This window comes from Actinobacillus delphinicola (assembly GCF_900638385.1).
Classification (GTDB): Bacteria; Pseudomonadota; Gammaproteobacteria; order Enterobacterales; family Pasteurellaceae; genus Actinobacillus_C; species Actinobacillus_C delphinicola.
The window spans coordinates 842,260-868,310 of the sequence record NZ_LR134510.1 but is presented as its reverse complement, the minus strand read 5'-3'; the positions used below and the strand labels follow the sequence as shown (position 1 = coordinate 868,310).

The window sequence follows — 26,051 nt, the reverse complement described above, 5'->3', positions numbered from 1 at the left end:
TAAATTTTCATAAAACCAAAGAGTCAGATACTTAACGTTTTAACCCACCTGATAATCGTTAATGACTAATATCACTACTTTTGGTTCTAATATTGTTGCAATGGGTAGCAATATCAGTACAACAACTAAAACTGACCAAGATGATATTGATAATAGTAATGCTCATATTCAATCCATAGGCGATGGCATTAAAACCAATGACTCGTATATCACTGCTATTGGGACAAAACTTACTTCTAATGGTGGTACAAACCAAATTATGGGGTTCGATCAAACTATAAATGGTGATTCAAACCAAATTATAGGGGTCGATCAAACTATAAATGGCGATAATGTTCAAGCAATAGGAACAAGCAATAACATTTCAGGTTCAAAAATTCAAATTATTGGTAACAAACAAACTATATCAACCAATGATGACAATGACCCATACGGTACTGGTCATATCCATTCTATAGGGAACGACGGTACGATTAAAGGAAGTTACATCCAATCAATCGGCGATAATCCTAATATTGATGGCGATAATGTTTCCGCAATCGGTACAGATGTCATCGCAGGGCAAAACTCTATCGCTATTGGTTGGCGTTCTCAAGCTGGTCGCGACTTTCCAGGAAAAGACTCACCTCGTGACAAAGCACGACGTATTTATCTCACTCATACAGATGCTCAAGGAAACTCTGATCGTATCCAATTAGGTGCGGTTGCCATTGGTATTGGCGCATTAGCCAGTTCAATTAGTATGCCAGATCAAGGTTATGATGGGGTCGCTATTGGTAGTTACGCAACCACCTCAGGAAATAATGCTATCAGTATCGGTACCTTAAGTATGGCTAGAGAAGAAGGGATTGCTATTGGTGGAAATGCCTTTGCAAGTCAAAACGGTATTGCATTAGGTATCAACTCACAAGCTAGATCAAATAATAGCATCGCTCTAGGTGACAATGTCATCACAAGCGAAGGACATGCTGCAACCCAATATCCAGGCTATCATCTTGATTTTTATAATGATTGGAAAAACTGGGATAACGATAATCATCACAGCATTGCTATTGATTCAAATAGCAAAATTACAGGCGTTATTTCTGTCGGTAACCGCCAAATCAACCAATTAGCAGCAGGTCAAGTTACTGCGGATTCAACAGATGCAGTCAATGGTTCTCAACTATACAGCACAAATAACGTTGTTGATACACTAGCAGGCTCAATCCACGACATATTAGGTGGCAATGCTACACTTGGACGAGATGGAACAATTACCTTCAATAATATTGGTGGCACAGGACAAAATAATATCAACGATGCTATTGAGAGCTTAAAAGATAAGTTAGATAGCTTATCTGGTGGTTCTGGTAGCAGTATTTCACCAGATCAAATTAAAGATGAAATAGAAAAAGCGGTGAAAGAGGCAAAACAATCCGCCACTGATGCCGCAGGTTCTGCAACCCAAGCAGCAAGTTCAGCAAAAACTGCAAAAGAAAATGCTGGAAAAGCGGCTGATTCTGCAACCCAAGCAGCAGGATCAGCAAAAACTGCAGGAGAAAATGCAAGTAAAGCAGCTGATTCTGCAAATACCGCAAAAGAAAGTGCTGGAAAAGCAGCAGAGTCTGCGTCTCAAGCAGCAGGTTCTGCAAAAACTGCGGGAGAAGATGTAGGTAAAGCAGCTGACTCTGCAAATACCGCAAAAGAAAGTGCTGGAAAAGCAGCAGAGTCTGCGTCTCAAGCAGCTGGTTCTGCAAGCACTGCCAAAGAAGATGCAGGTAAAGCAGCCGATTCCGCAAATACTGCAAAAGAAAATGCTGGAAAAGCAGCAGAGTCTGCGTCTCAAGCAGCTGGTTCTGCAAGCACTGCCAAAGAAGATGCGGGCAAAGCGGCTGATTCTGCAACCCAAGCAGCAGGTTCTGCAAGCACTGCTAAAGAAGATGCAGGTAAAGCAGCAGAGTCTGCGTCCCAAGCAGCAGGATCAGCAAAAACTGCAGGAGAAAATGCAAGTAAAGCAGCTGCCTCTGCGAATACCGCAAAAGAAAATGCTGGAAAAGCGTCAGAGTCTGCATCCCAAGCAGCAGGTTCTGCAAGCACTGCTAAAGAAGATGCAGGTAAAGCAGCTGATTCTGCAAATACCGCAAAAGAAAGTGCTGGAAAAGCGGCAGAGTCTGCGTCTCAAGCAGCAGGATCAGCAAAAACTGCAGGAGAAAATGCAGGTAAAGCAGCTGACTCTGCAAATACCGCAAAAGAAAATGCTGGAAAAGCGGCAGAGTCTGCATCTCAAGCAGCTGGTTCTGCAAGCACTGCCAAAGAAAATGCGGGCAAAGCGGCTGATTCTGCAAATACCGCAAAAGAAAGTGCTGACAAATCAGCAGAGTCTGCGTCTCAAGCAGCAAGTTCTGCAAGTACTGCTAAAGAAGATGCTGGAAAAGCGGCTGATTCTGCAACCCAAGCAGCAAGATCAGCAAAAACTGCAGGAGAAAATGCAAGTAAAGCAGCTGATTCTGCAAATACCGCAAAAGAAAGTGCTGGAAAAGCGGCAGAGTCTGCGTCTCAAGCAGCAGGTTCTGCAAGCACTGCTAAAGAAGATGCGGGCAAAGCGGCTAATTCTGCAAATACCGCAAAAGAAAGTGCTGACAAATCAGCAGAGTCTGCGTCTCAAGCAGCAGGATCAGCAAAAACTGCAGGAGAAAATGCAAGTAAAGCAGCTGATTCTGCAAATACGGCAAAAGAAAGTGCTGACAAATCAGCAGAGTCTGCGTCTCAAGCAGCAGGTTCTGCAAGCACTGCTAAAGAAGATGCAAGTAAAGCAGCCGATTCTGCGAATACCGCAAAAGAAAATGCGGGCAAAGCGGCTGATTCTGCATCCCAAGCAGCAGGATCAGCAAAAACGGCAGGAGAAAATGCAAGTAAAGCAGCTGATTCTGCAAATACCGCAAAAGAAGATGCAGGCAAAGCGGCTGATTCTGCAACCCAAGCAGCGGGATCAGCAAAAACTGCAGGAGAAAATGCAAGTAAAGCAGCTGATTCTGCAAATACCGCAAAAGAAAGTGCTGACAAATCAGCAGAGTCTGCCTCTCAAGCAGCAAGCTCTGCAAGCACTGCGAAAGAAGATGCAGGTAAAGCAGCTGACTCTGCGAATACCGCAAAAGAAAATGCTGGAAAAGCAGCAGAGTCTGCATCCCAAGCAGCAAGTTCTGCAAAAACTGCTGGAGAAAATGCAAGTAAAGCAGCTGCCTCTGCGAATACCGCAAAAGAAAATGCTGGAAAAGCAGCAGAGTCTGCATCCCAAGCAGCAAGTTCTGCAAGCACTGCTAAAGAAGATGCAGGTAAAGCAGCCGATTCTGCAAATACGGCAAAAGAAAGTGCTGACAAATCAGCAGAGTCTGCGTCTCAAGCAGCAGGTTCTGCAAGCACTGCCAAAGAAGATGCGGGCAAAGCGGCTGATTCTGCAAATACCGCAAAAGAAAATGCTGGAAAAGCGTCAGATTCTGCATCTCAAGCAGCAGGTTCTGCAAGCACTGCCAAAGAAGATGCGGGCAAAGCGGCTGATTCTGCATCCCAAGCAGCGGGATCAGCAAAAACGGCAGGAGAAAATGCAAATAAAGCAGCTGATTCTGCAAATACCGCAAAAGAAAGTGCTGACAAATCAGCAGAGTCTGCGTCTCAAGCAGCAAGTTCTGCAAGCACTGCGAAAGAAGATGCAGGTAAAGCAGCTGACTCTGCGAATACCGCAAAAGAAAATGCAAGTAAAGCAGCTGAATCTGCTACTGCCGCAAATAAATCTGCAGAAAATGCAAATACATCCGCACAAGCGGCAGATCACTCAGCTGATTCTGCTAAAGCGGCAGCTGTGGCAGCGAGAACAATTGCAAACAATATTAATAGCAATGTTTCTGGAGCAGTCCCAGTCCAATACGTTGATCCTAAAGGTACGCAGTTGACGAAGGACAAAAATGGTAAATATGTGCCGATTAGTCCGAATGGTCGTGCATATAAAGATGTAAATGGTACTTATGTTCCTGTTAACGATAGCGGTGTACCTTATGTGAAAGTCGGGGATAAATATGTGCCTGTAGATCAGCACGGTAAACCATACGTTGAAAAAGATGGTAAATATGTACCAGCAGGCTACATCAAAGCGGATAACGGTAAATACTACCCTGCGTCTGATCTCGATCACGGTAAAGTGAAAGCGGATGCGCTAACCAATGGTGTAGAACCTGTTGCGGCAGCTAAAGGTATTTCAGCAAAAGATGTTGATTCAATCCAAAATCAAGTCACGGTTTCTGTTAAAGGTGATGCAAAACAAATGGGTAATGTTGCTTCAAGTTTGGTACCAGCAGGACAAGGTGATAATGCGCCGTTAACCGCCGATCAAGCGAAAGCCGTGATCGCAGGTCAAGATGGTAAATCTGGTCTATTAGCTGAAAAAGGTGCTAAAGCATTAGATAAAGTAGCGACAGCTCGTGATTTACAAGCGATTGCTCAAGCTGGTTTAGACTTTACAGGTAATAATGGTACAGTCATTCATCGTGCGTTAGGTACTAAATTGACCGTAAAAGGTGAAGGTAATTTAGGGGCTAATACTAAAACTGCGGCTAACAATATTTATGTTGAAGCAAAAGATGATGCCCTTACTATTAAACTTGCGCAAGATTTACAAAATCTACACAGTGTTTCTGTATCATCCAAGGTAACCGTAGGATCTGGTGATAAACAACTTTCGCTTGATGGTGATAAAGGTGTCATTACTGCTGGTAGTGGTGATAAACAAGTCGCAATCGATGGAACCAAAGCAACGGTTACCGCAGGTACGGGTGCAAATCGTGTCACTCTTGACGGTTCAAAAGCAGGTATCACTGCGGGTTCTGGCGATAAACAAGTCGCAATCGATGGAACCAAAGCAACGGTTACCGCAGGTACGGGTGCAAATCGTGTCACTCTTGACGGTTCAAAAGCAGGTATCACTGCGGGTGAGGGGGATAAACAGGTAACCATCGATGGAACTAAAGCAACTGTTAGTGCAGGTACTAAGGCAAACCGTGTAACCTTCAATGGCTCAAATGGTGAGGTGACCACAGGTTCTGATGCGACCAATAATAAAGTCGTAATCGGTGGCCGAAATGGTCAAGTCACCACGGGTAACAGCACGATGTCACGTGATGGTTTTACTGTGGCAAATAAAGATGGTAGCGAATCTACTCGTATGGATCAAAGTGGTGTGACATTACAAAATAATGGTCAACAGGTTCATATGGCAGTACGCAAAGACAAACACGGTAATGCAACAATGCACCTTTCAAATAATAAAGGTCGAGGTGTGGCAATTACTGGTTTAGTCGATAGCAACGATCCAAGCAGTGCGGTAACTCGTGGCTATGTTGATCGTTCTCTTGCTGGGATTAAGAAAAACTTAGATTCTGGTGTAGATCGTAAAATCAATAATCTTCGCCAAGATATGAATCACATGAATCGTGATTTACGTGCAGGTATTGCGGCAAGTGCGGCAATGGGCTTACTTGATACGCCGAATATCGCAGGTAAAAGTACGCTTTCAGCTGCGAGTGCTTACTACAAAGGTCAAGGTGCATTGTCTATTGGTTATGCTCGTCGTTCTGATGATGGTAACTGGGTCGTAAAAAGTGCTTTCTCAGTAAATAGTCAAAAAGACGATATTATCGGCGCAGGTGTATCTTACACGTGGTAATAAAACGTTAATACTAAAAATGCTCGCCTAGTGCGAGCATTTTTTATTGCATAAATTTTTCAGAAAATTGAGGCGTGTAGCCCATTTTCTACCAATTATTTTTTAGCAATTTGTGGATCTTGATGGAAATATGGTGATTTTGGTCCATATAAAATATCGCCATCACTGCCTGTGACAAATAGCATATCACCAGCCTGTGCTGCGACAACATGAGCTTGATCACCAAGATTATCCATAACTTGCTTAATTAGAGAACCAAGAAGCCCTGCACTCTGACCATTTGAGTCATCCGCTGTCACCTCTTTTGTCCAAAGAACTTTTCCCGTTTTTAAATCAACCAATGTGGCATCAACAGTTACCTGGGTTACGCTATCGAACACCATGTACTTAGTTCCGTAATTGGTAATTTTTAAATAAAGTGCCGCATCTGCACCAAAAATTTGACGTAATTTAGTCGCTGAAATTTGGCGAGCGATATTGCCATCGGTCACACCATTTTGTTTAAGGACTTGATCCACCAACGCCACAGGAAATACATAATAACCATCATCGGCAAGCGGTTGCGAAACCACACTTAGCACCGAATCAGTGGCTTTTACATCTAAGCTGTTATTTTCTGGTGTCAAGACAACAATACTTTTCGGATAATGGGCTTGGAAAGCAGAATAATCATAAGGTTTTGAGGAGCATGCACTCAATAATACTGTTGAAGCAATGGCTAATGCTGCGAGTTTTTTCATTATTTTGCTCTCCCTTTCGCTTTTTGGGCACTTTTCGCATGGGTAATAAACTGGATAAACTGTTTAGATTCTGGATAAAGTGTCGCCTCTTTTTGGAAAGCCTCGCGTGCAGCAACAATATCACCTTGTTGCATTTCAATTAAACCTAGATGTCCATAAACACCTGGACCAACAGGTAGATCTTCCGCCTTAGCCTCTTGAATGATTTTCAGAATTGCCTCTTTCTGTGTCGCTAAATCACCTGGTGCCACATAATATTGATAAACCTGATCTTGATAATCGCCCCAGTAATAAAGCGGGCGTGGTCCACTACTACACGCTGCAAGAAGCGTTGCCAATGTCCCTATTGCTATCAATTTCCTCATATAAATTTTCTCCTAGCCATCCTGACTAATTATTTACTTGGCGTCCATTGCCCTTGTTGAATACCTGCAACCAATTTATTCACTGCATCGCGAATAGAAAGTCCAAGAACTTTATCATTTAAGGTTGCATCATAACTTGCAGTACTACCGAAACCTAAAATCTCACGATTTGATAAGTTATATTCACCTGCTCCTTGTACGGAATATACAACTTGTGAAGTTTGTACATTCACGACATTCAATGTCACTTGTGAGTAAGCAACTTGTTTTTTACCACGACCTAAGATGCCGAATAATTCCTGATCGCCCACGGTTTTACGTCCAAAACCTGTGATATTACCAGTAACCACATAGTGTGCGCCTTGTAATTTTAATTTTTGACCGCTTAATTTCGCTTCTGCCGCTAATTGTTTCATATTGGCACGATCTAGCACGTTAAAACGTCCTGTTTGTTGTAAATCTGCGATAAGTAACGTTTTAGCACGGTTAGAAAGTTGATCTTGTCCTTCAAAGAATGCACCATTCATGAAAGTACTGCTGTTATTGAATTGACCAATGGCAATACTTGATTTTACGCCATAGTAAGGTTGTTGATAGGTCGCAACAGATTCTGTTGGTAACGTGTTATGCCCTTCCATTGCACAGCCAGTAAGAAGCGTTGTTAATGCAAGTGAAATAGAGAGAAGTTTTTTAGACATAGAAAATCCTTTAAGTTTTCGAATACGGATAAAATTTCCGCATTCTACTCTAGAATTAACCATTTGAGAACGATTATGTGGTCAATCCAGTGCTTTATTTTTCACTGTTCCCCTTTCATTCTCTGTGCCTTCATTGGACTATTTATATTCATCAACTAAAAAGTACGCTAAAATAACGCCATATAGCCGAAAAATTTAGGAAAAATTATGCAAAAAAATTCATCAAATCTTCAAACTTTAAGTGCAGTTATCCTTGCTGCTGGTAAAGGCACAAGAATGTATTCTGATTTACCTAAAGTCCTCCATAAAGTGGCAGGAAAACCAATGGTCAAACACGTTATTGATACGGCTCATGCCCTTAATGCAAAAAACATTCATCTAATTTATGGTCATGCTCGTGAAATCATACAAGAAGCGTTGAAAGATGAAAAAGTGAATTGGGTTTATCAAGCAGAACAACTTGGTACTGGGCACGCAATGCAACAGGCAGAACCTTTCTTTGAAGATGATGAAAACATCGTAATGCTTTACGGTGATGCTCCGCTTATTCAACCAGAAACCTTACAAAAACTTATCGCGGCAAAACCAGAAAATGGTATTGCGCTTTTAACCGTAGTTTTGGACAACCCAACAGGTTATGGTCGAATTTTACGTAATGAACAAGGCGAAGTAATCGGCATCGTTGAACAAAAAGATGCTAATGACGCTCAAAAGCAAATCCGTGAGGTAAATACGGGCGTTATGGTTTCAAGCGGTAAAGATTTCCGTAAATGGCTGGGACGTTTAAATAACAACAATGCTCAGCATGAATACTATATGACCGACGTAATTGCACTTGCAAAACAAGATGGTGAACAAATCGTTGCGGTTCAAGCAGATGATTTTATGGAAGTAGAAGGTGCGAATAATCGCCTACAACTTGCAGCACTTGAACGTTACTACCAAAAATTACAAGCCAAACGTTTACTCCTTGAAGGTGTTATGATTTTAGATCCGCAACGCTTTGATTTACGTGGTGAATTTACGCATGGTAAAGACGTTGAAATTGATGTAAACGTGATTATTGAAGGTAAAGTTAGCGTGGGTAACCAAGTTCGCATTGGTGCGGGCGTGGTCTTAAAAAACTGTGAAATCGGCGATAATGTTGAAATTAAACCTTACTCTGTGATTGAAAATGCAGTGATTGGCGAACGCTCTCAAATTGGCCCATTCTCACGTTTACGTCCTGAAACTGTATTAGCACCACAAACTCATATTGGTAACTTCGTAGAAGTGAAAAAATCATTCATTGGAAAAGGATCTAAAATCAATCACTTATCCTATGTTGGTGATACTAAAATGGGCGAAGATTGTAATATCGGTGCGGGTGTAATTACCTGTAATTATGATGGTAAAAACAAACACCTAACTGAAATCGGAAACGATGTATTTGTCGGTTCTGATTCACAACTTGTCGCGCCTGTAAAAGTATGCGATGGTGCAACGGTAGGTGCGGGTACGACGGTAACGAAAACCGTTCCAGAAAATAGCCTTGTGGTTTCCCGTTCAAAACAAACTTATCGTGAAAACTGGGCACGCCCACGCAAAGAAAAATAGGTAGCCCAATGAATCAGAAAAATCTCTATATCGGCATTATGTCTGGCACCAGTTTAGATGGCGTAGATATGGCGCTCGTTAATTTTTCTGCTCAAAAAGCACAAATGCAAGCTGCCACCACCTACCCCATGCCAGAAAATCTTCGCCAAGATTTACTGGCATTGCATCAAGGTACGGTACATTTACAAAAACTTGGCGAATTGCAACAAGCGCTCGGTGAACTTTATGCAGACTGCACGTTAAAATTTTTAGAAGAAAATCAATTAACTAAGCAAGATATCGTCGCGATTGGTTGCCATGGGCAAACAATTTGGCATGCACCGAGTGGTGCCTATCCTTTTACGATGCAAATCGGTAATCCGCAGATTATTGCCACCCGAACAGGGATTCCCACTGTTGCAGATTTTCGTAATAAAGATATGGTACTGGGAGGACAAGGTGCACCGCTCGTACCTGCTTTTCATCACGCCCTATTTTTCGATGAAAATTATGCGACTGCCGTATTAAACATCGGCGGCATCAGTAATGTTTCCCTACTTTCTAAAACCAATGTTATAGGCTTTGATACAGGACCAGGGAATGCCTTACTCGATCTTTGGATTGAGAAATCTTTAGGCTTAGCTTTTGATAAAAATGGCGATTGGGCAAAAACAGGCAAAATTTTACCGAATTTGCTGGCGTGTGCGTTAAGCGATCCTTATTTTCAACTTCCCGCTCCAAAAAGCACTGGACGCGAATATTTCAATTTAGTGTGGCTTGAAAAAATATGTCATCTTGCAAAAACCGAAAATGCGCAACCTCAAGATATTCAGGCGACGTTAGTCGAAATTACTGCCCAATGTTCAGCACACGTTTTACAACAATGGCAAGAAGCAAGCCATAACCCCAAACGTCTATTACTTTGCGGAGGCGGTGCTAAAAACCTTGCCCTTGTTGCGACATTTAAACGGCTATTACCCCACTGGGAAATTACCACAACGGCACCTTTTGGCATTCATCCTGATGATGTCGAAGCGGCTGCTTTTGCGTGGCTAGCTTATTGCCGTATCCACAATTATACTTCTAATTTACCTTCCGTTACTGGTGCAAAACAGGCAACGAGTTTAGGAACACTTTATGAACCCTAATTCAGAAAATTCTGATATTTTTCAAGAAGTTACACATTTAAATAGCGAAAAACGTAATCCTTTTTCTTATCATCTTGATCAAATGAGCGCATTAGAAATTGTCCATTTGATGAATGAAGAAGATAAAAAAATTCCCTTAGCGATCGCAAATATTTTGCCTCAAATTGCCAAAGGCGTGGAAAATATTGTTAGTGCCTTTCAACAAGGCGGTCGGCTTATTTATATTGGTGCGGGAACAAGCGGTCGTTTAGGCGTTCTCGATGCTAGTGAATGCCCGCCAACGTTTGGGAGCGATCCTGAAATGGTGAAAGGGATTATTGCTGGCGGATCGCGGGCGTTGACTCAAGCCATGGAAGGTGTAGAAGACAATCCAGAACAAGGTAAACAAGATTTACAATCCATCAACTTTTGTAAAAAAGATATTCTAGTTGGAATTGCCGCAAGTGGGCGTACGCCATACGTTATTGGTGCGCTTGAATATGCTAAAACGCAAGGTGCTGAAACGATTGCCATTACCAGTAATTTAAATTCCACGCTTGCTAATTTGGCAAATATTGCCCTTGTGCCTCAAGTCGGTGCCGAAGTCCTTACGGGATCAAGCCGTTTAAAATCAGGTACGGCACAAAAAATGATTTTAAACATGCTCACAACCGCAAGTTTTGTCTTACTTGGAAAATGCTATCAAAACTTAATGGTTGATGTGAAAGTCAGCAATAAAAAACTTCAGGCACGAGCAGTCAATATTATTTGTGAGGCGACAGGTTGTTCTAAAGAAAAAGCAGAAAATGCTTTAATCTGTGCCGATAATCATGCAAAACTCGCCATTTTGATGATTTTAACTGGCTTAGAGAAGACAACAGCACAACAACTTTTATTACAAAATTCGGGAAATTTGAGTGCAGCGTTAAAATAATTATTCATTTAAATTTAAAAAAATAATCTGATTTTGCGGGCGTGATCACGTTAAGCGATTTATTTTTCTTCTAAAATATTTTCGTTTCTATAGGTAATAGGAGAATTAGGAATGAAAAAAAAATCGCTTGCTGCCATTTTACTCAGTACTGCTGTTATCACTTTAGCAGGTTGCTCAAATTCTGCAGATATTAACAAATTAACGCCAACAGATAGTAAACTTGCAGTAATGTGGATGCAAAATTCAGGTGAATTTGATGCCCTGTCTTACCAAGCTTTTAACGATGCTAAAATGGCATTCTTAAAAAATAAAGTGCGTGGCAAAAATGCGGTAATTGTCGATCTTGATGAAACCATGATTAACAATAGTAAATATGCGGCATGGCAAGTCGAACATCACCAGCCCTATTGGTCAGAATCGTGGGAAAGATGGTGCGAAGCACGTGAAGCAACCGCAATACCAGGAGCCGTTGATTTTGCGAAATTTGTCGTAGCACACGGTGGCGATATCTTCTATATCTCTAACCGTAGCCAAAAATCTTATCAAGCAACCTTCGATAATCTTAAAGCCCTCGGTTTCCCACAAGTGGATAAACAACATTTAATTTTACGCACCAATACAAGCGATAAAGCAGCCCGTGTTAAATCGGTTATAGATCAGGGGTATCACATTGCCCTTATGGTCGGCGATAACTTAGATGATTTTGGTAGCGATGTTTACCATAAGTCAAATCAAGAACGTGCAGCTTTTGTAAAAGCACATAAAAATAACTATGGTACAAAATGGATTATTATTCCAAATCCAACTTACGGTAGTTTCACTCGTGCAAAAGACTTAACCCTTCACCCTTGGAATGGTAAATAATTTCTCCAATTAAAATAAAAAGGGGATTTGATATCCCCTTTTCTTGTTTTTAATTAATGTACACCCACGCTATTTGCAAGCACGCTTAAAATATCATTACGATCATTTTGAATGCGCATTAAATCAGCATTTGAAAGATTTCCTGATGCTTGTAGCGATTCGGCCGCATACTGCAATTGATTCAATGCAGATAAGGCAATTTGACCTTGGCGTTGTACATTAGGTTGTGCATTATTCAACGCATTTTGATAATTTTCTTGCAGTGCTTGTGGATTAGCGACTGGTTGTGGCATTGGCTGATATTGTGGCTGTGATGGTTGATACTGTTGCTGTGGCGCTTGGTATTGTACCTGCTGCGATTGTACTGGTGCCACCTCTGCAGGTTGCTGCTCGACAACACGTTCTACTGGCGCAGTTGTTGTAGTGTGAGAATCATGATCTTCCATTGCTTTAGATAAAGCATAACCTGCAAGCAAACCTGCCCCACCGCTTAATAAATTAGATTTTAAATGTGATTTTTCTTGAGTCGCTGTCGCTGTTTCACTCGCTGTGCGACTGAATGTGCTATCAGTACTACGTGATGGCGGCGGTAATTGACGTGCACCATAATAATTAGTTGTATAGCTACGATAGACAGGTGTGCGATAACTTGGGTAAGACGAATAATGGTGACGACCACCGCCATAATAGTGATGATGGTGTCCACGTGCCATTGCAGGTGTCGCAAAAATAATTGAAGACGATAACAATGCCACAGTAATAATGTTTTTTCCTAAAATTTTCATGGTTTTCCTTAATTAAAAATTATTAGTACCTATTTTAGTAACATAATTAACTTATGTACTACACATTTATCTATAACACTTAATTATTTTATAGAATATTTGTTATATCCAATATCGTAATCTATTCTAGATTTTAAAATCCTGTTTTGAACAATTCTATTACATAGTTATCTTTAATTCCTATAAGTAAAATAAACTATTGGTAACTTTACCTATATAATTAATAAGATCATTCAAACTCAATGAACTCATTAGATTTTTGATGAATATCTACTCTATTTTTAACCTCAATAGGGGTAACTAACCATCCATGTAGCGTACAATTTCTAATAAACTCATCAATTCTATTAACACCGTTTATTTCTTTTAAAGTTACAACAACACCAAATCTAATACCTATACCATCTTTAGGATCTAATCTATTATTTGTTTTTATTTCCATTCCCCAGTTTTTATTGGTATAAGACATCTTAGGTCTAGATTTTTTATTATTACTTTCAGCAATATATTTTACATTATCCCATTTTCTAAATTGCTTTCTAGCCTCACCTTCCCACAGATAGTTTTTTTCTCCATCTAATGTCTCACTAGCATTTTGCTTATCACCTTTAATATCTATAATTTTCCCCTCCTTTATTCGCCCAAAATGTAAGTTTAATTCCGTATTGGTATAATCTACACCCTGTGAACGAGTACATAGCGGAAAATAACACATCGTAGCTTTCGCAATATAGGGATACTGATCTCGACTTAATGGTACTGGGAAATTGTAGTTATAAGTATTCCATTTTTCACTAACATCCGAAACGATAAATTTTATTTCATCGTTTCTTGTTTGAATAATATCATTAATATGAATAGGTACAATGCCATGACCATATAAAGCTATTGTTTCTGGCGTTGGTCTTTCATCCCATCCTCTTGCTGCATCAATAATCATTGCTTTGGCAACTTCTCTTCTAAGTCCTAAAATTTCTATCAAATAGGCTAATTTACGAGCAATCCAAGGAGCAGCAAAAGATGTACCCGCAACATCTGCACAACCTGTCGGCTCACAAACAGTAATATATTGCTCTCGACTTCCTCCATAATAACTAACATCCGGTTTAGCAAAGAATGATAAGACAGGTCCTTTTCGTGCATAGGTAGGAGCTACTTGATTCTTTGTTACTGAATTTACTACCATACTATTAATTGAATCAGCAGGAGAGCCCATTTTTACTGTATCATCCGTTGACTTATTAGTTCCTGCCACCACAAATATCACTTCATATTCAAATTGTATTTGGTCTAAAACTGCCGCTTCCGCAGAAATAAAATTATCATTTATTTCTTGGTTGCTACCCAGTGAAATATTCCAAACCTTTATATCTTGATTTTCAGATACAATCCTTTTTATTTGTTTAACAATTGAAAAAGCAGAAAATTGATTCCCTGCTGCTACACCAAAATGTCTTACTTTAAAGCGTCCACAACCATCATCTAACCACGGGTTCAGTCTTGATCCATCAACAATAATTGAAGATACCGCTGTACCGTGATTATAGTCGCTCGGTGAGCGTGGGATATCTTTATCGACCATATCGTGATATTCAACCCACTCACTAAAATAAACATTTTTATCAAATAGTGTATCAATAACTCCTATTGTCGGTTCAATACTCGGAGGTGGTATAGTTACCGTGCCGTTTGTATGCTGATGAATAAAATCATCAGGGGACAAATTCAGTAAATCAACGGTTGCCATCGCAACAAGATATGGGGCTTTAGCAGATAATATACTAATTTGTTTTTCATCTAAATACACCGTTTGATCATCTAAAATTCTCGTACTTAAGAGTTCAATGCCCAATTCTTTAAATAGTAGTCTTGTTTCTTTTTTTACATCATAAATGGTAATAATCGCTGGATTAGGTGCGATATCAGGGTTTTCTACACTAAAAGCGTCAATATATGACACATCTGCAATAATGTTCTTAAACGTTGACATACTAATAGAATAGTCGGCAAAAATCGTAGAATGAACTATTTTCTTATTATTCATTTTACTTTGATTCATACTTCCTGAAAAACTACTATCTAGTATATCTGCGGTATAACGAATCCCGTCTATACTTTTTATTAAATCATCACGCTCAATAAAATAGGTAATAATATGTTTCGTTTTATCTTCATTAAATTTTGCCCCTACAATAGCTTTATTTGAATCCTGTCCTTTAAGCAATCCCGAAATACGGTTACTTTTAGCTACAATTTTATTATAGTGAACACTCAATAAAACGCCATTAAATAGCTTTTTTTCTTCATGCCAAAAGGCTTTGACTTGTGCCAATTGCTCACCTAGCCTTAATAAGTGCGCTGTGGTAACTTCTTTTTTACTATTCATTGATACACCGCCACCACCATTTTCTTTATTTGCCTGAATAAAACGCTGCCCTTTTAATTCTAATACATTATTCATATTATACCTCTTCTTTACTTAGCTTTCTTGATACAGAGCTTTTGGATTCATCTTTTAATTTTTCAATTTCCCTTACCGTAAATCCCTCGTTGTAAAGTTGGTTAATATCCTTTTGATCTAAATTACCAATAAAGCTATTATATAATCTCCGTATATAATCATATTCATAACTTGCATTACTAAACGCAAGTGATGTTTTTATTACATTCTTTAAATCGCCAGGATAAGGAATATGCTTAGCTTGTTTTAATATTTTCTTAAACAATCTTGTATCTTTAGGAATCCCATTAAATTTTTTGATAAAGAATGAAAAGAAATGATCCGCCACCTCAATTAAATCATCCTTACTATACCGATTAAAATTAATCACTGCATCAAATCGTCTTGCTAACGCCTTATCAAAACTTGAATATAGATTAGTAGTCGCAATGATGACTATTTCCTTATTGAGATCCGTTAATCGATCTAGCTCTCTTAGAATCGTAGACGTTGCCCGCCCCATCTCACGTACATCATTTAAGTTGATTCTATCTAGGGCTATCACATCAATTTCATCAAATAAAATGACCACTTTATCAGCATTTGGAATCATATTGATTTCCTTAAATACATTAATAATATTTTTATTAGTTTGCCCTAACTTACTATCAATCAAATTTTCAAAATCTACGATAAAAAGCGATCGATTTAATAATCTAGCAACATTCTTAGCCGCCTCTGTCTTCCCCGTACCTGGTAGCCCCTCAAATAAAAATTTATTGATTCCTATGTTATGATTTACCGCATTGATCACGCCTTTTATATCTTCTAGTATTTCTAAGGGTAAATTGACAGAATCTAGGTTACTTATATCTACTTGCTTTAAATAATCACTTTCAAAATCACTGCATTGTGGCATATATAAATTAGATTCAGACATTAACCCCATAATGTATTCAGCTAATTGATCATCCCCTATACGATCAAAATATTTTGCAATAGTCGTAGCTTCATTTCTAAAAGAATTTTCGTTCCGTTCAACGTGAAATTTTATTAAATTTAAAATATTTTGTTTTTTCATCATACTTTCCTCTCTTAGCTATAATTATACCACAACTGGGACAATTTTCTATATTTAAGGGACATATTTTAAGTAAATAAATTAGGGTATAATAAACACCCTATTAATTTATATATAAAAATTACTCTCTGAATCATGTAAGTAGACGCCACTATTTTCGGAAAAGTTTATGCAAAATTTTAGGAAAAGAAAATAAATTCCAAAGAAAAGTTATGAGAATCGATTAATCATTACCGAAAAAACAGAGCCAATACCAAAAAAGCTCAATGATAATAAATAAAAGACAAAAAATTCCGCTAGCAACCATGCCAATCATCAAAATCTTTTTATTCTCTTTCGTAAATTTTATCTTATTTATCTTTAGATAGAGCAATGTACCGCCTAATCCAAGAAACCCGAGAATAAAAATACTTAATAGAGCTAACCCTAATACAATATAAAAATCCATCACTTATTTTCTCTTCATATATCATTACTGATTTATTTTACAAAAAAACAATTCTTTCTATAACAAAAAAGGGAGCCGAAGCTCCCTTTTTTTAAGCGTAAATCGCTAATTATTTGATGATGTTTGCAACAACACCAGCACCAACGGTACGGCCACCTTCACGGATAGCGAAACGTAAACCTTGGTCCATTGCGATTGGGTGAATTAGGCTAACAGTCATTTTGATGTTGTCGCCTGGCATTACCATTTCTACGCCTTCTGGTAATTCGATTGTACCAGTTACGTCAGTTGTACGGAAGTAGAACTGTGGACGGTAACCTTTGAAGAATGGAGTATGACGACCACCTTCATCTTTTGAAAGTACGTATACTTCAGCTTCGAAGTCTGTGTGTGGAGTGATTGAACCTGGTTTCGCTAATACTTGACCACGTTCGATTTCTTCACGTTTTGTACCACGTAATAATGCACCGATGTTTTCACCTGCACGACCTTCGTCAAGTAATTTACGGAACATTTCAACACCAGTTACAGTTGTTTTCGCAGTTGGTTTGATACCTACGATTTCAACTTCGTCACCAGTACGGATGATACCACGTTCTACACGACCAGTTACTACTGTACCACGACCAGAGATTGAGAACACATCTTCGATTGGAAGAAGGAATGGTTGGTCGATTGCACGTTCTGGTTCTGGGATGTAGCTGTCTAGTGCTTCAGCTAATTCAAGGATTTTACCTTCCCATTCTGCGTCGCCTTCTAATGCTTTTAATGCAGAACCACGGATGATAGGAATATCATCACCTGGGAAGTCGTATTGAGATAGAAGTTCACGAACTTCCATTTCTACTAATTCTAATAATTCTTCGTCATCCACCATATCGCATTTGTTTAAGAATACGATGATGTAAGGTACACCTACTTGGCGACCTAAAAGGATGTGTTCACGAGTTTGTGGCATTGGACCATCAGTCGCTGCTACTACTAAGATAGCACCGTCCATTTGCGCAGCACCAGTGATCATGTTTTTAACATAGTCAGCGTGTCCCGGGCAGTCAACGTGTGCGTAGTGGCGAGTTGGAGTATCGTATTCAACGTGTGAAGTGTTGATGGTGATACCACGTGCTTTTTCTTCTGGTGCGTTATCGATTTGATCGAATGCGCGAGCAGCACCGCCGTAGTGTTTAGCTAATACGTTAGTGATAGCTGCAGTTAAAGTTGTTTTACCATGGTCAACGTGGCCGATTGTACCCACGTTAACGTGCGGTTTTGTACGTTCAAATTTTTCTTTAGACATGAAAAGTCCTCTCTTGAGAAACACGGTTATCGATGGTTCAAATACCACATTAACCAAATGAAATTTTTTATGAAATAAAAAAGGAAGGTAAAAATAGGAAGTGGTGCTGATAGGCGGATTTGAACCGCCGACCTCACCCTTACCAAGGGTGCGCTCTACCAACTGAGCTATATCAGCGTCTGGAGCGGGCAGCGGGAATCGAACCCGCATCATCAGCTTGGAAGGCTGAGGTAATAGCCATTATACGATGCCCGCAGTCCTAAATTCATCTATCCCATCAGATCTATAATAAAAAATGGTGGAGGGGGAAGGATTCGAACCTTCGAAGGCTGAGCCGGCAGATTTACAGTCTGCTCCCTTTGGCCGCTCGGGAACCCCTCCGCAGTTTTTATTCACTTGTTACGAAAGGATGGTGCCGACTATCGGAATCGAACTGATGACCTACTGATTACAAGTCAGTTGCTCTACCTACTGAGCTAAGTCGGCGTTGTCGTAAGCAAGTGCGGCGTATTATATGTAAATTAAAAATCCGTGCAACCCCTTTTTTAAAAAATTTTCATTTTTTTATGTTGTTAGATGATTTTTAAAACAAAATGATTAATTTTTATTAAATTTTTAACCATTCATCTAAATTTTTTAGGGGGTTATGGTGTTTTTAAGGTATATTTCACCACCATTATTTTTAATTAAAAATTCCATTTATGGTGAATTTAGTGGAAAACAATCCTGTATTAACAGAAAAATTAACCCCATTTTTAAATTTTTCTCGTGAACAATGGGCAGATTTACGTAAATCTGTTCCTCTTACGCTCACAGAAAAAGATCTTCAACCGCTACTTGGCTTTAATGAATCTTTATCTTTAGATGAAGTACGAACAATTTATTTACCACTCATCCGATTATTACATTACTATATTGATGAAAATCTTCGTCGCCGAGCAGTGATGAATCGTTTTCTCAATTGTTCAAAACCACAGGTTCCTTACATTATAGGTATCGCAGGAAGTGTATCTGTCGGGAAAAGCACTACAGCACGTATTTTACAGACTCTGCTTTCAAGTTGGCCTGAACCTAAAAAAGTCGATTTAATTACAACTGACGGTTTCCTTTATCCACTTTCTATTTTGAAAGAAAAAAATATCCTTGATAAAAAAGGTTTCCCCGTTTCTTACGACACAACCAAGCTCGTTCGTTTCTTAGCTGATATAAAATCAGGAAAAGAGAAAGTTAAAGCACCTATTTATTCTCATTTAACCTATGATATTGTGCCAGATGAATTTAATATCGTTGATCGTCCCGATATCTTAATTTTAGAAGGATTAAATGTATTACAAGCACCAACCTCTCACCATAAATGCTTTGTATCGGATTTTGTCGATTTTTCCATTTATGTAGATGCCGATGAAGCTTTATTAAAAGATTGGTACATTGCACGTTTTCTGAAGTTTCGCCAAAGTGCGTTTAGTGATCCTCATTCTTACTTCAAAAATTATGCCAAACTTTCTGAAGAAGAAGCGATTCAAACCGCAGGAAAAATTTGGGATAGTATTAATGGATTAAATTTGAAAGAAAATATCCTCCCTACTCGTGAGCGTGCTAATTTAATTTTATGCAAAGGGCAAAATCATGCGATTGAAAATGTAAAATTACGCAAATAACTTTACTGGATCGTAAGTTATACATAGCATGATGGATAAAATATCTTTAACAATTTTCGTTTAGGGCGTATAATCACCCCGTTTTTTTGACTTAAACTTAATCAATTTTAGAGGAATCAATGGCTAAAGAAGATTGCATTGAAATGCAAGGCACAATTTTAGAAACCCTACCTAACACAATGTTCCGCGTTGAGTTAGAAAATGGTCACGTGGTGACTGCTCATATTTCTGGCAAAATGCGTAAAAACTATATTCGTATTTTAACTGGTGATAAAGTGACGGTAGAAATGACTCCATATGATCTTACAAAAGGTCGTATTATTTTCCGTAGCCGTTAATTAGCAGCCATCAATTCTACAGAAAGCCACAATTTATTTTGTGGCTTTTTCACTTCAATTTTTTCATATTTTTAAATTTTTACTCCAAAAATGTGAAGCTCATCATATTTTAAAGAATTCCCAGTTGTGTACAAAATTATCTATCCGTATAGTTAATAATCATTTATTTACTATGGGAGAGCCGTATGAGTCCTTTTGTGGCAGAACTTGTCAGCACAGCATTACTTATTTTATTAGGAAACGGAGTCGTTGCTAACTGTGTATTAAAAGATACAAAAACAGGTGGCGGAAACTGGATGGTAATAACCACTGCATGGGCCTTTGCTGTATTCATCGGTGTCGTTGTTGCAGGTCCTATCTCTGGAGCCCATATGAATCCAGCGGTTACCATCGGCTTAGCAACAGCTGGGCTTTTCCCGTGGAGTGCCGTTCCAGGTTACATTCTTGCACAAATTTTAGGTGGGATGATTGGTGCTTTCCTTGTTTATTGGTTCTTTATCGATCATTTCAAAATTACGGATAATCCTGCACTGCGTCGTGCTTGTTTTGCGACTGAACCCGCCATCCGTAATTATAAGGTTAATTACTTAAATGAAATTATTGGTACCTTTGTTTTACTATTCGTAATTTTCTATATCGCAGCAGATGCACATATCACTTTGCCAGGTAATACTGTTACTACGCCTATTGGTTTAGGATCTATCGGTGCATTACCTGTTGCAATTTTAGTATGGGTTATCGGATTAAGTTTAGGCGGTACGACAGGTTATGCAATTAATCCTGCTCGAGATGGTGCGCCTCGCCTTGTTCTCACCCTACTTCGCCGTAAATTAAACACGAACCCTGATTGGGCATATGGTTGGATTCCCGCTACTGCTCCTATTGTTGGTGCTATTATTGCAGCATGGTTCTACCTTATTCTTCATCTCTAATTTTCTTTTTTATCTCTTATTAATAAAAAACCTCATGTCATTAAAACGTGAGGTTTTTAATATTCATAAAATTTAGCGAAAAATGGGGCGTGTTTTTATTTTTCAGATAATTTATGACCACATTGGCTACAATATTTATCTCCTGGATTGACCTTCGCACCACATTGTGTACAGAATTTTGGTACCGGTGCCATTTCTTCCAAAGCAGCAGTTGGCGATGGTATTGGATCTGTACTTGGATTTTGGGCAGCTTGTTCAACATTCGCAACCCGTGCCACTGTGGATGATTCTGCTGATACTGATGTCGTATTGGCCTGTGTAGATGCTGGTTGCTGTGGCGTTACCTTTTGAACACTATCCATAACCGCTTGAATATGCTGTTGTTGTTTTGTCATTTCAGCCACAACTTCACGATAAATATTATTCGCATCTAAATCGGATAAGTTACATTTATTTTGGATACTTTTTAAAATGTGTCGATCATCTGATGTTATCCCATTACCTTTAGAAAGAATATCTTGCACAGCATTACGATATTGTGTTTTATGACGCCCCAACTGTTCAGAGAACGCAGAGGCGAGAATACCAGCAGGGAGTGCCACGATGCCAATACTAATAACCATCACCATCCCTGCAAAAATACGCCCAGGCACGGTAACAGGTACGTTTTCACCGTATCCTACTGTCGTAATTGTTACAATAGCCCACCACATGGAACGTAAAATACTGCCAAAATGCTCTGGTTGTGCTTTATGTTCAAAAAGGTAAATACCACTAGATGCGATAATTAATAAAATTCCCATCAGGAAAATAACCGATAATAAGTCTCGTGCCTCTTCTTTTACCACTGTTAATAAGGTATTCATCGCTGCGTTATAACGCATCAACTTAAATGCACGGAATAATTGGATAATCCGCAACGCTTCGGTATTCGGGATAAAGAAAGCAAGGAAGAATGGCGCAATCGCAATCAAGTCAATTAAACCAAAGAAAGATGTGGTATAACGCCAACGTGCAACACTCGCTGAAACATCTTTATATTCATCACTTGCTGGTGCGGACCAGAATCTTAGAAAATACTCCAATGTAAAGATGATGAGTGAAAATCGTTCCACGTTTTCAAACAACATTCTAAATTGATATCGAATATTTGGCTCAGACTCCAAGGTCACCGCCAAAATATCTAAAATGATCGTTGCAATAATAAAACTGTTGACTAATTTGGAATACCAAAAGTCGCTATCTGGATCGAGTAGGTAGTGCACCCACTTTTGTACATTAAAAATAAATTTTTCAATTTTTTGTATAAAATTCATAATATTAACCTAATTTACATGGTGAATTTATATCCGTAATAAGGGCTAAAAATTTTAATAAAGCCCATTTTAAAAGTAACGTTATCATACCTTTTTACTTTTGTATCGTAATTTTAGGATGAAATTTTATTCCTTTTTTTCAATGCTTTTTCCGAATATTTTCTTTATAATCCCGTAGAGTCTTTGCTTAGAAAATAGAATATAATTCTCCCCCCAAGTCTTACAGGATCCGAATAAAGATATAACAATGAAAAGATATACCCTCTCCTTTTTTTCCACTTTAATTTTAGGTGCTTATGCGCCTATTAATGCTTATGCCGATTTACAAGCACAATGCTTAGCGGGTGTGCCACACTTTACTGGAAAAGTTGTTCAAGGAAATCCTAATCAATTACCTGTTTATATTGAAGCAGATAAAGCTTTGCTGAATCATACGAATCAAGCAACCTATAAAGGGAATGTTCAAATTCGCCAAGGTAACCGTTATTTGAGTGCAAAGGAAGCGGAAGTACAACAGTTAGGGAATAAAGAAAATGCTTACCGCAATGTTAGTGTATCAGGTGGCTTTGATTACCAAGATAATTTAATTTACTTACTTGGTGATAAAGCTAAGCTTAATTTATCTAATCGCTCAGCAACGATTGAAAATGGGCTATATCAATTAGTGGATCGTCAAGGACGTGGGAACGCAAAAGAAATTGATTTAGAACCCGATTATCGCATTCTTAAAGATTCTACTTTTACAACCTGTTTGCCATCCAATAATAGTTGGAAAATTAAAGCAACAGAGATGAAACAGTACATCAAAAAACAATACGCAGAAATGTGGAATGCCCGTTTCTATGTCGGTGATGTACCTGTTTTCTATTTACCTTATTTCCAATTTCCACTGGGCGATGAAAGACGCTCTGGTTTGTTAATTCCAAGCTATGGTACAGGTGGTCGTGATGGTTATTGGGTAAGTATTCCTGTTTATTGGAACATTGCACCAAATATGGATGCAACCTTTACCCAAAAAGCAATGTCACGCCGTGGTTATCAAGAAATTGGGGAATACCGTATCTTAACCCCACTTGGTCAAAGTACGTTTGCGGGTGAATATATTAAACATGATCGCTATCCTCAATTTACCGATCCAAATAAATCACGTCATTTATTCTATTGGGAACACAATGCAAATCTTGCTAGCAACTGGCGCTTACATGTAGATTACACCCGGGTGAGTGATCCAACCTATTTTGATGATTTTGATTCTCAATATGGGCATAGTACTGATGGTTACGCAACGCAAGAATTTCAATTAAATTACGATCAAGAAAACTATAATTTCCAACTTTCTACGCAAAAATTCCAAGTTTTCTCAGCGAATGCGAATACGCCTTACAAAACACTACCAAAACTAGACTATAACTATTATCACGATAATATTGGCGGTTTAGTTGATTTCCATTTATTCTCGCAAGCGGTGCAGTTTAAAAACGATAATAGAACAATGCCGAAAGCGTGGCGTTTCCATATTGAGCCAACCCTAACGTTACCACTAAGTAACCGTTATGGTGGCATTCAATTTGAAACTCGCTTATACGCTACACGATATCTCCAAAAATCAGGGGATGCACCAAATGCGTATGCGGTTAAATCGCACTTAAATCGTGTTATTCCAGAATTTAAAGTAGGGGTAAATACACTTTTATCCAAAAACTTTGATAATGGTTATACGCAAACGATTGAACCACAAATGACTTATATGTATCGTCCATACCGCAATCAAGCGGATATTGGGGCGCCAAATAGTTACGGTTACGATTCTTCAGACGACTATTCAGGTCTCGATCGTATTCTTTCTGCTAACCAAGTTAGAAGCGGTGCTACCACCCGTTTCTATGATGAAAATGGTATTGAACGCTTTAACTTAGGTGCAGCACAAACTTATTACTTTACCGATTCTCGTGCACAAGCGGATCGCATTAAGCACCGTGCAAAAAGTACAGACTGGGAATTAACCTCTAACTATTATATTAACCCACAATGGAACCTATCTTCTGCTTATCACTATGATGCGGAATACCACCATACATCAAGTGCAAGTACCGCTATCCAATATCGTCCAACCGCAGATCACTTAATCCAACTAAGTTATCGCTATATTAATCAAAATGAACTTGCGAATTACGACCACGATATTAAACAAGTGGGGATTACTGCGGCATGGTCATTCCTTGATAATTGGGCGGTAGTAGGCAAAAACTATTACGATATTGCCCTGAAAAAACCTGTTGATCAATTCTTTGGTATTCAATACAACTCTTGTTGTTGGGCATTATCAGTAGGGGTAAACCGTTATGTAGAAACACGTAGCGATCAACAACCAGGTGAAGTCCTTTATAACCACAATGTTGGTTTGCGTTTTGAATTCCGTGGATTTAGCCATGATTACAATTCAGGCGTACAGCGTATGTTAGCTAAAGGAAAATTACCTTATATTTCCCCATTTAATTTATAATGTCGGTTTGAGCAACGGGAGATCTTCCCGTTGCCTTTTCAATTTAGTTAGCACTACGAAATAGGAACATACAATGACTTACACTACCTTCTCGCAAAAGAAAAATGATCAGTTAAAAGAACCAATGTTTTTTGGTCAAAATGTGAATGTTTCACGCTATGATCAACAAAAATATGAAACCTTTGAAAAACTTATCGAAAAACAATTATCGTTTTTCTGGCGCCCAGAAGAAGTAGATGTGTCTCAAGATCGTATTGACTACCAAGCCTTACCAGAACACGAAAAACATATTTTTATCAGTAACTTAAAATATCAAACGTTACTCGATTCTATTCAAGGTCGTAGCCCAAATGTTGCCTTTTTACCATTGGTTTCTATTCCAGAATTAGAAACTTGGATCGAAACATGGACATTCTCTGAAACGATTCACTCTCGTTCCTATACGCATATTATTCGTAATATCGTGAATAATCCTTCTCTCGTATTCGATGACATCGTTACCAATGAAGAGATTATCAAACGTGCAAGTGACATTTCTCGTTACTACGACGAACTCATTCGTGATAGCCAACTTTATGAATTATTTGGCGAAGGGACTTATGATGTAAACGATGAACAAGTACACGTTGATTTACGCACACTTAAAAAACGTTTATATCTTTGCTTAATGAGCGTAAATGTTCTTGAAGCAATTCGTTTCTATGTTTCATTCGCTTGCTCTTTTGCTTTTGCAGAACGCCACCTTATGGAAGGGAATGCAAAAATTATTAAATTTATCGCACGTGATGAAGCCTTACATTTAACTGGTACTCAACATATCTTAAATATCATGGCATCAGGTCAAGACGATCCAGAAATGGCGGAAATTGCGCAAGAATGTAAACAAGAGGCTTACGAAATTTTTATCGCAGCAGCTGAACAAGAAAAAGAATGGGCAAAATATCTTTTCAAAGATGGCTCAATGATCGGTTTAAATAAGGATATCCTTACCCAATACATTGAATATATTACGAATATTCGTATGCAAGCGGTGGGGCTACCTTTACCATTTGAAACACGTTCAAACCCAATTCCATGGATCAACGCATGGCTTGTATCTGATAACGTACAAGTAGCGCCACAAGAAGTAGAAGTCAGTTCTTACTTAGTCGGTCAAATTGACTCCAAAGTAGATAGTAACGATTTCTCTGATTTCGATCTTTAATTCATTCATCACGCCCCAATTTTCTTAAAAATTTTTACGAAAATAGGGGCGTAT

The 26,051-nt window shown here is 38.8% G+C and carries 18 protein-coding genes and 4 tRNA genes; 10 read left to right on the top strand and 12 right to left on the bottom strand.

Annotated elements, in window-relative coordinates:
- Positions 1-61 precede the first annotated feature (61 nt).
- Positions 62-5,695, top strand: a complete 5,634-nt coding sequence (locus tag EL259_RS04005) for a YadA-like family protein (RefSeq protein WP_126599223.1) — start codon at positions 62-64, stop codon at positions 5,693-5,695.
- A gap of 95 nt (positions 5,696-5,790) precedes the next feature.
- Here the strand turns inward: EL259_RS04005 and EL259_RS04000 are convergent, their stop codons facing one another.
- From EL259_RS04000 to EL259_RS03990, 3 genes are read right to left on the bottom strand one after another with little or no spacing between them, the layout of a single operon-like run.
- Positions 5,791-6,435 (bottom strand): DUF799 domain-containing protein, encoded by a 645-nt coding sequence (locus EL259_RS04000; protein ID WP_126599221.1) that lies wholly within the window; start codon positions 6,433-6,435, stop codon positions 5,791-5,793.
- Entirely contained in the window at positions 6,435-6,800 is a 366-nt protein-coding gene (locus EL259_RS03995; protein WP_126599219.1) for a DUF4810 domain-containing protein, read from the bottom strand. The genes EL259_RS04000 and EL259_RS03995 overlap by 1 nt, the downstream gene beginning before the upstream one ends.
- Positions 6,801-6,829: 29 nt before the next feature.
- The gene (locus EL259_RS03990) at positions 6,830-7,498 is read right to left on the bottom strand and encodes a CsgG/HfaB family protein (RefSeq protein WP_126599217.1); all 669 of its coding nucleotides are present in this window, start codon (positions 7,496-7,498) and stop codon (positions 6,830-6,832) included.
- A gap of 207 nt (positions 7,499-7,705) precedes the next feature.
- Between EL259_RS03990 and glmU the strand changes: the two genes are divergently transcribed.
- The 4 genes from glmU to EL259_RS03970 all read left to right on the top strand — a co-directional run bounded on the left by glmU (position 7,706) and on the right by EL259_RS03970 (position 11,998).
- Positions 7,706-9,094 (top strand): bifunctional UDP-N-acetylglucosamine diphosphorylase/glucosamine-1-phosphate N-acetyltransferase GlmU, encoded by a 1,389-nt coding sequence (glmU, locus tag EL259_RS03985; protein ID WP_126599215.1) that lies wholly within the window; start codon positions 7,706-7,708, stop codon positions 9,092-9,094.
- An 8-nt stretch (positions 9,095-9,102) separates the two neighbouring features.
- Positions 9,103-10,221: an anhydro-N-acetylmuramic acid kinase gene (locus tag EL259_RS03980; RefSeq protein WP_126599213.1), complete on the top strand. Its 1,119-nt coding sequence runs from the start codon at positions 9,103-9,105 to the stop codon at positions 10,219-10,221.
- On the top strand, positions 10,211-11,134 hold the full coding sequence (gene murQ, locus EL259_RS03975) for an N-acetylmuramic acid 6-phosphate etherase (RefSeq protein WP_126599211.1): 924 nt from the start codon (positions 10,211-10,213) through the stop codon (positions 11,132-11,134). Before EL259_RS03980 ends, murQ begins: the two co-directional genes overlap by 11 nt.
- Before the next feature lie 111 nt (positions 11,135-11,245).
- Positions 11,246-11,998 carry a 5'-nucleotidase, lipoprotein e(P4) family gene (locus EL259_RS03970; RefSeq protein ID WP_126599209.1) on the top strand — a complete coding sequence of 251 codons (753 nt, stop codon included), beginning with the start codon at positions 11,246-11,248 and terminating at the stop codon, positions 11,996-11,998.
- 53 nt (positions 11,999-12,051) lie between these two features.
- On the opposite strand, the gene EL259_RS03965 is transcribed toward EL259_RS03970, so the two are convergent.
- The 8 genes from EL259_RS03965 to EL259_RS03925 form a co-directional block, all read right to left on the bottom strand.
- Positions 12,052-12,783 carry a hypothetical protein gene (locus tag EL259_RS03965; protein WP_126599207.1) on the bottom strand — a complete coding sequence of 244 codons (732 nt, stop codon included), beginning with the start codon at positions 12,781-12,783 and terminating at the stop codon, positions 12,052-12,054.
- Positions 12,784-13,012: 229 nt separating this feature from the next.
- Complete coding sequence (locus tag EL259_RS03960; protein ID WP_126599205.1) at positions 13,013-15,244, bottom strand: S8 family peptidase; 2,232 nt, start codon at positions 15,242-15,244, stop codon at positions 13,013-13,015.
- Between the two features lies 1 nt (position 15,245).
- Positions 15,246-16,307: an ATP-binding protein gene (locus EL259_RS03955; protein ID WP_232019079.1), complete on the bottom strand. Its 1,062-nt coding sequence runs from the start codon at positions 16,305-16,307 to the stop codon at positions 15,246-15,248.
- Between the two features lie 554 nt (positions 16,308-16,861).
- Positions 16,862-18,046, bottom strand: a complete 1,185-nt coding sequence (gene tuf, locus EL259_RS03945; protein WP_126599201.1) for an elongation factor Tu — start codon at positions 18,044-18,046, stop codon at positions 16,862-16,864.
- Positions 18,047-18,147: 101 nt separating this feature from the next.
- A tRNA-Thr gene (locus EL259_RS03940) sits at positions 18,148-18,223 on the bottom strand.
- Positions 18,224-18,226: 3 nt separating this feature from the next.
- Positions 18,227-18,301: transfer RNA gene (locus EL259_RS03935), tRNA-Gly, on the bottom strand.
- Between the two features lie 41 nt (positions 18,302-18,342).
- Positions 18,343-18,427: transfer RNA gene (locus EL259_RS03930), tRNA-Tyr, on the bottom strand.
- 29 nt (positions 18,428-18,456) lie between these two features.
- Positions 18,457-18,532: transfer RNA gene (locus EL259_RS03925), tRNA-Thr, on the bottom strand.
- 227 nt (positions 18,533-18,759) lie between these two features.
- Between EL259_RS03925 and coaA the strand changes: the two genes are divergently transcribed.
- From coaA to EL259_RS03910, 3 genes are all read left to right on the top strand, one after another.
- Positions 18,760-19,704, top strand: a complete 945-nt coding sequence (gene coaA, locus EL259_RS03920; RefSeq protein ID WP_408608233.1) for a type I pantothenate kinase — start codon at positions 18,760-18,762, stop codon at positions 19,702-19,704.
- A 119-nt stretch (positions 19,705-19,823) separates the two neighbouring features.
- Positions 19,824-20,042 (top strand): translation initiation factor IF-1, encoded by a 219-nt coding sequence (infA, locus tag EL259_RS03915; RefSeq protein ID WP_077462897.1) that lies wholly within the window; start codon positions 19,824-19,826, stop codon positions 20,040-20,042.
- A gap of 185 nt (positions 20,043-20,227) precedes the next feature.
- Positions 20,228-20,974, top strand: coding sequence for an MIP/aquaporin family protein (locus EL259_RS03910; protein ID WP_126599197.1), 747 nt, complete (start codon positions 20,228-20,230; stop codon positions 20,972-20,974).
- A gap of 95 nt (positions 20,975-21,069) precedes the next feature.
- On the opposite strand, the gene EL259_RS08675 is transcribed toward EL259_RS03910, so the two are convergent.
- The gene (locus EL259_RS08675) at positions 21,070-22,290 is read right to left on the bottom strand and encodes an ion transporter (protein ID WP_126599195.1); all 1,221 of its coding nucleotides are present in this window, start codon (positions 22,288-22,290) and stop codon (positions 21,070-21,072) included.
- A gap of 247 nt (positions 22,291-22,537) precedes the next feature.
- Here EL259_RS08675 and lptD point away from each other — a divergent pair, with 247 nt between their 5' ends.
- On the top strand, positions 22,538-24,793 hold the full coding sequence (lptD, locus tag EL259_RS03900) for an LPS assembly protein LptD (RefSeq protein ID WP_126599193.1): 2,256 nt from the start codon (positions 22,538-22,540) through the stop codon (positions 24,791-24,793).
- 73 nt (positions 24,794-24,866) lie between these two features.
- Positions 24,867-25,997 (top strand): class Ia ribonucleoside-diphosphate reductase subunit beta, encoded by a 1,131-nt coding sequence (gene nrdB, locus EL259_RS03895; protein ID WP_126599191.1) that lies wholly within the window; start codon positions 24,867-24,869, stop codon positions 25,995-25,997.
- Positions 25,998-26,051 lie beyond the last annotated feature (54 nt).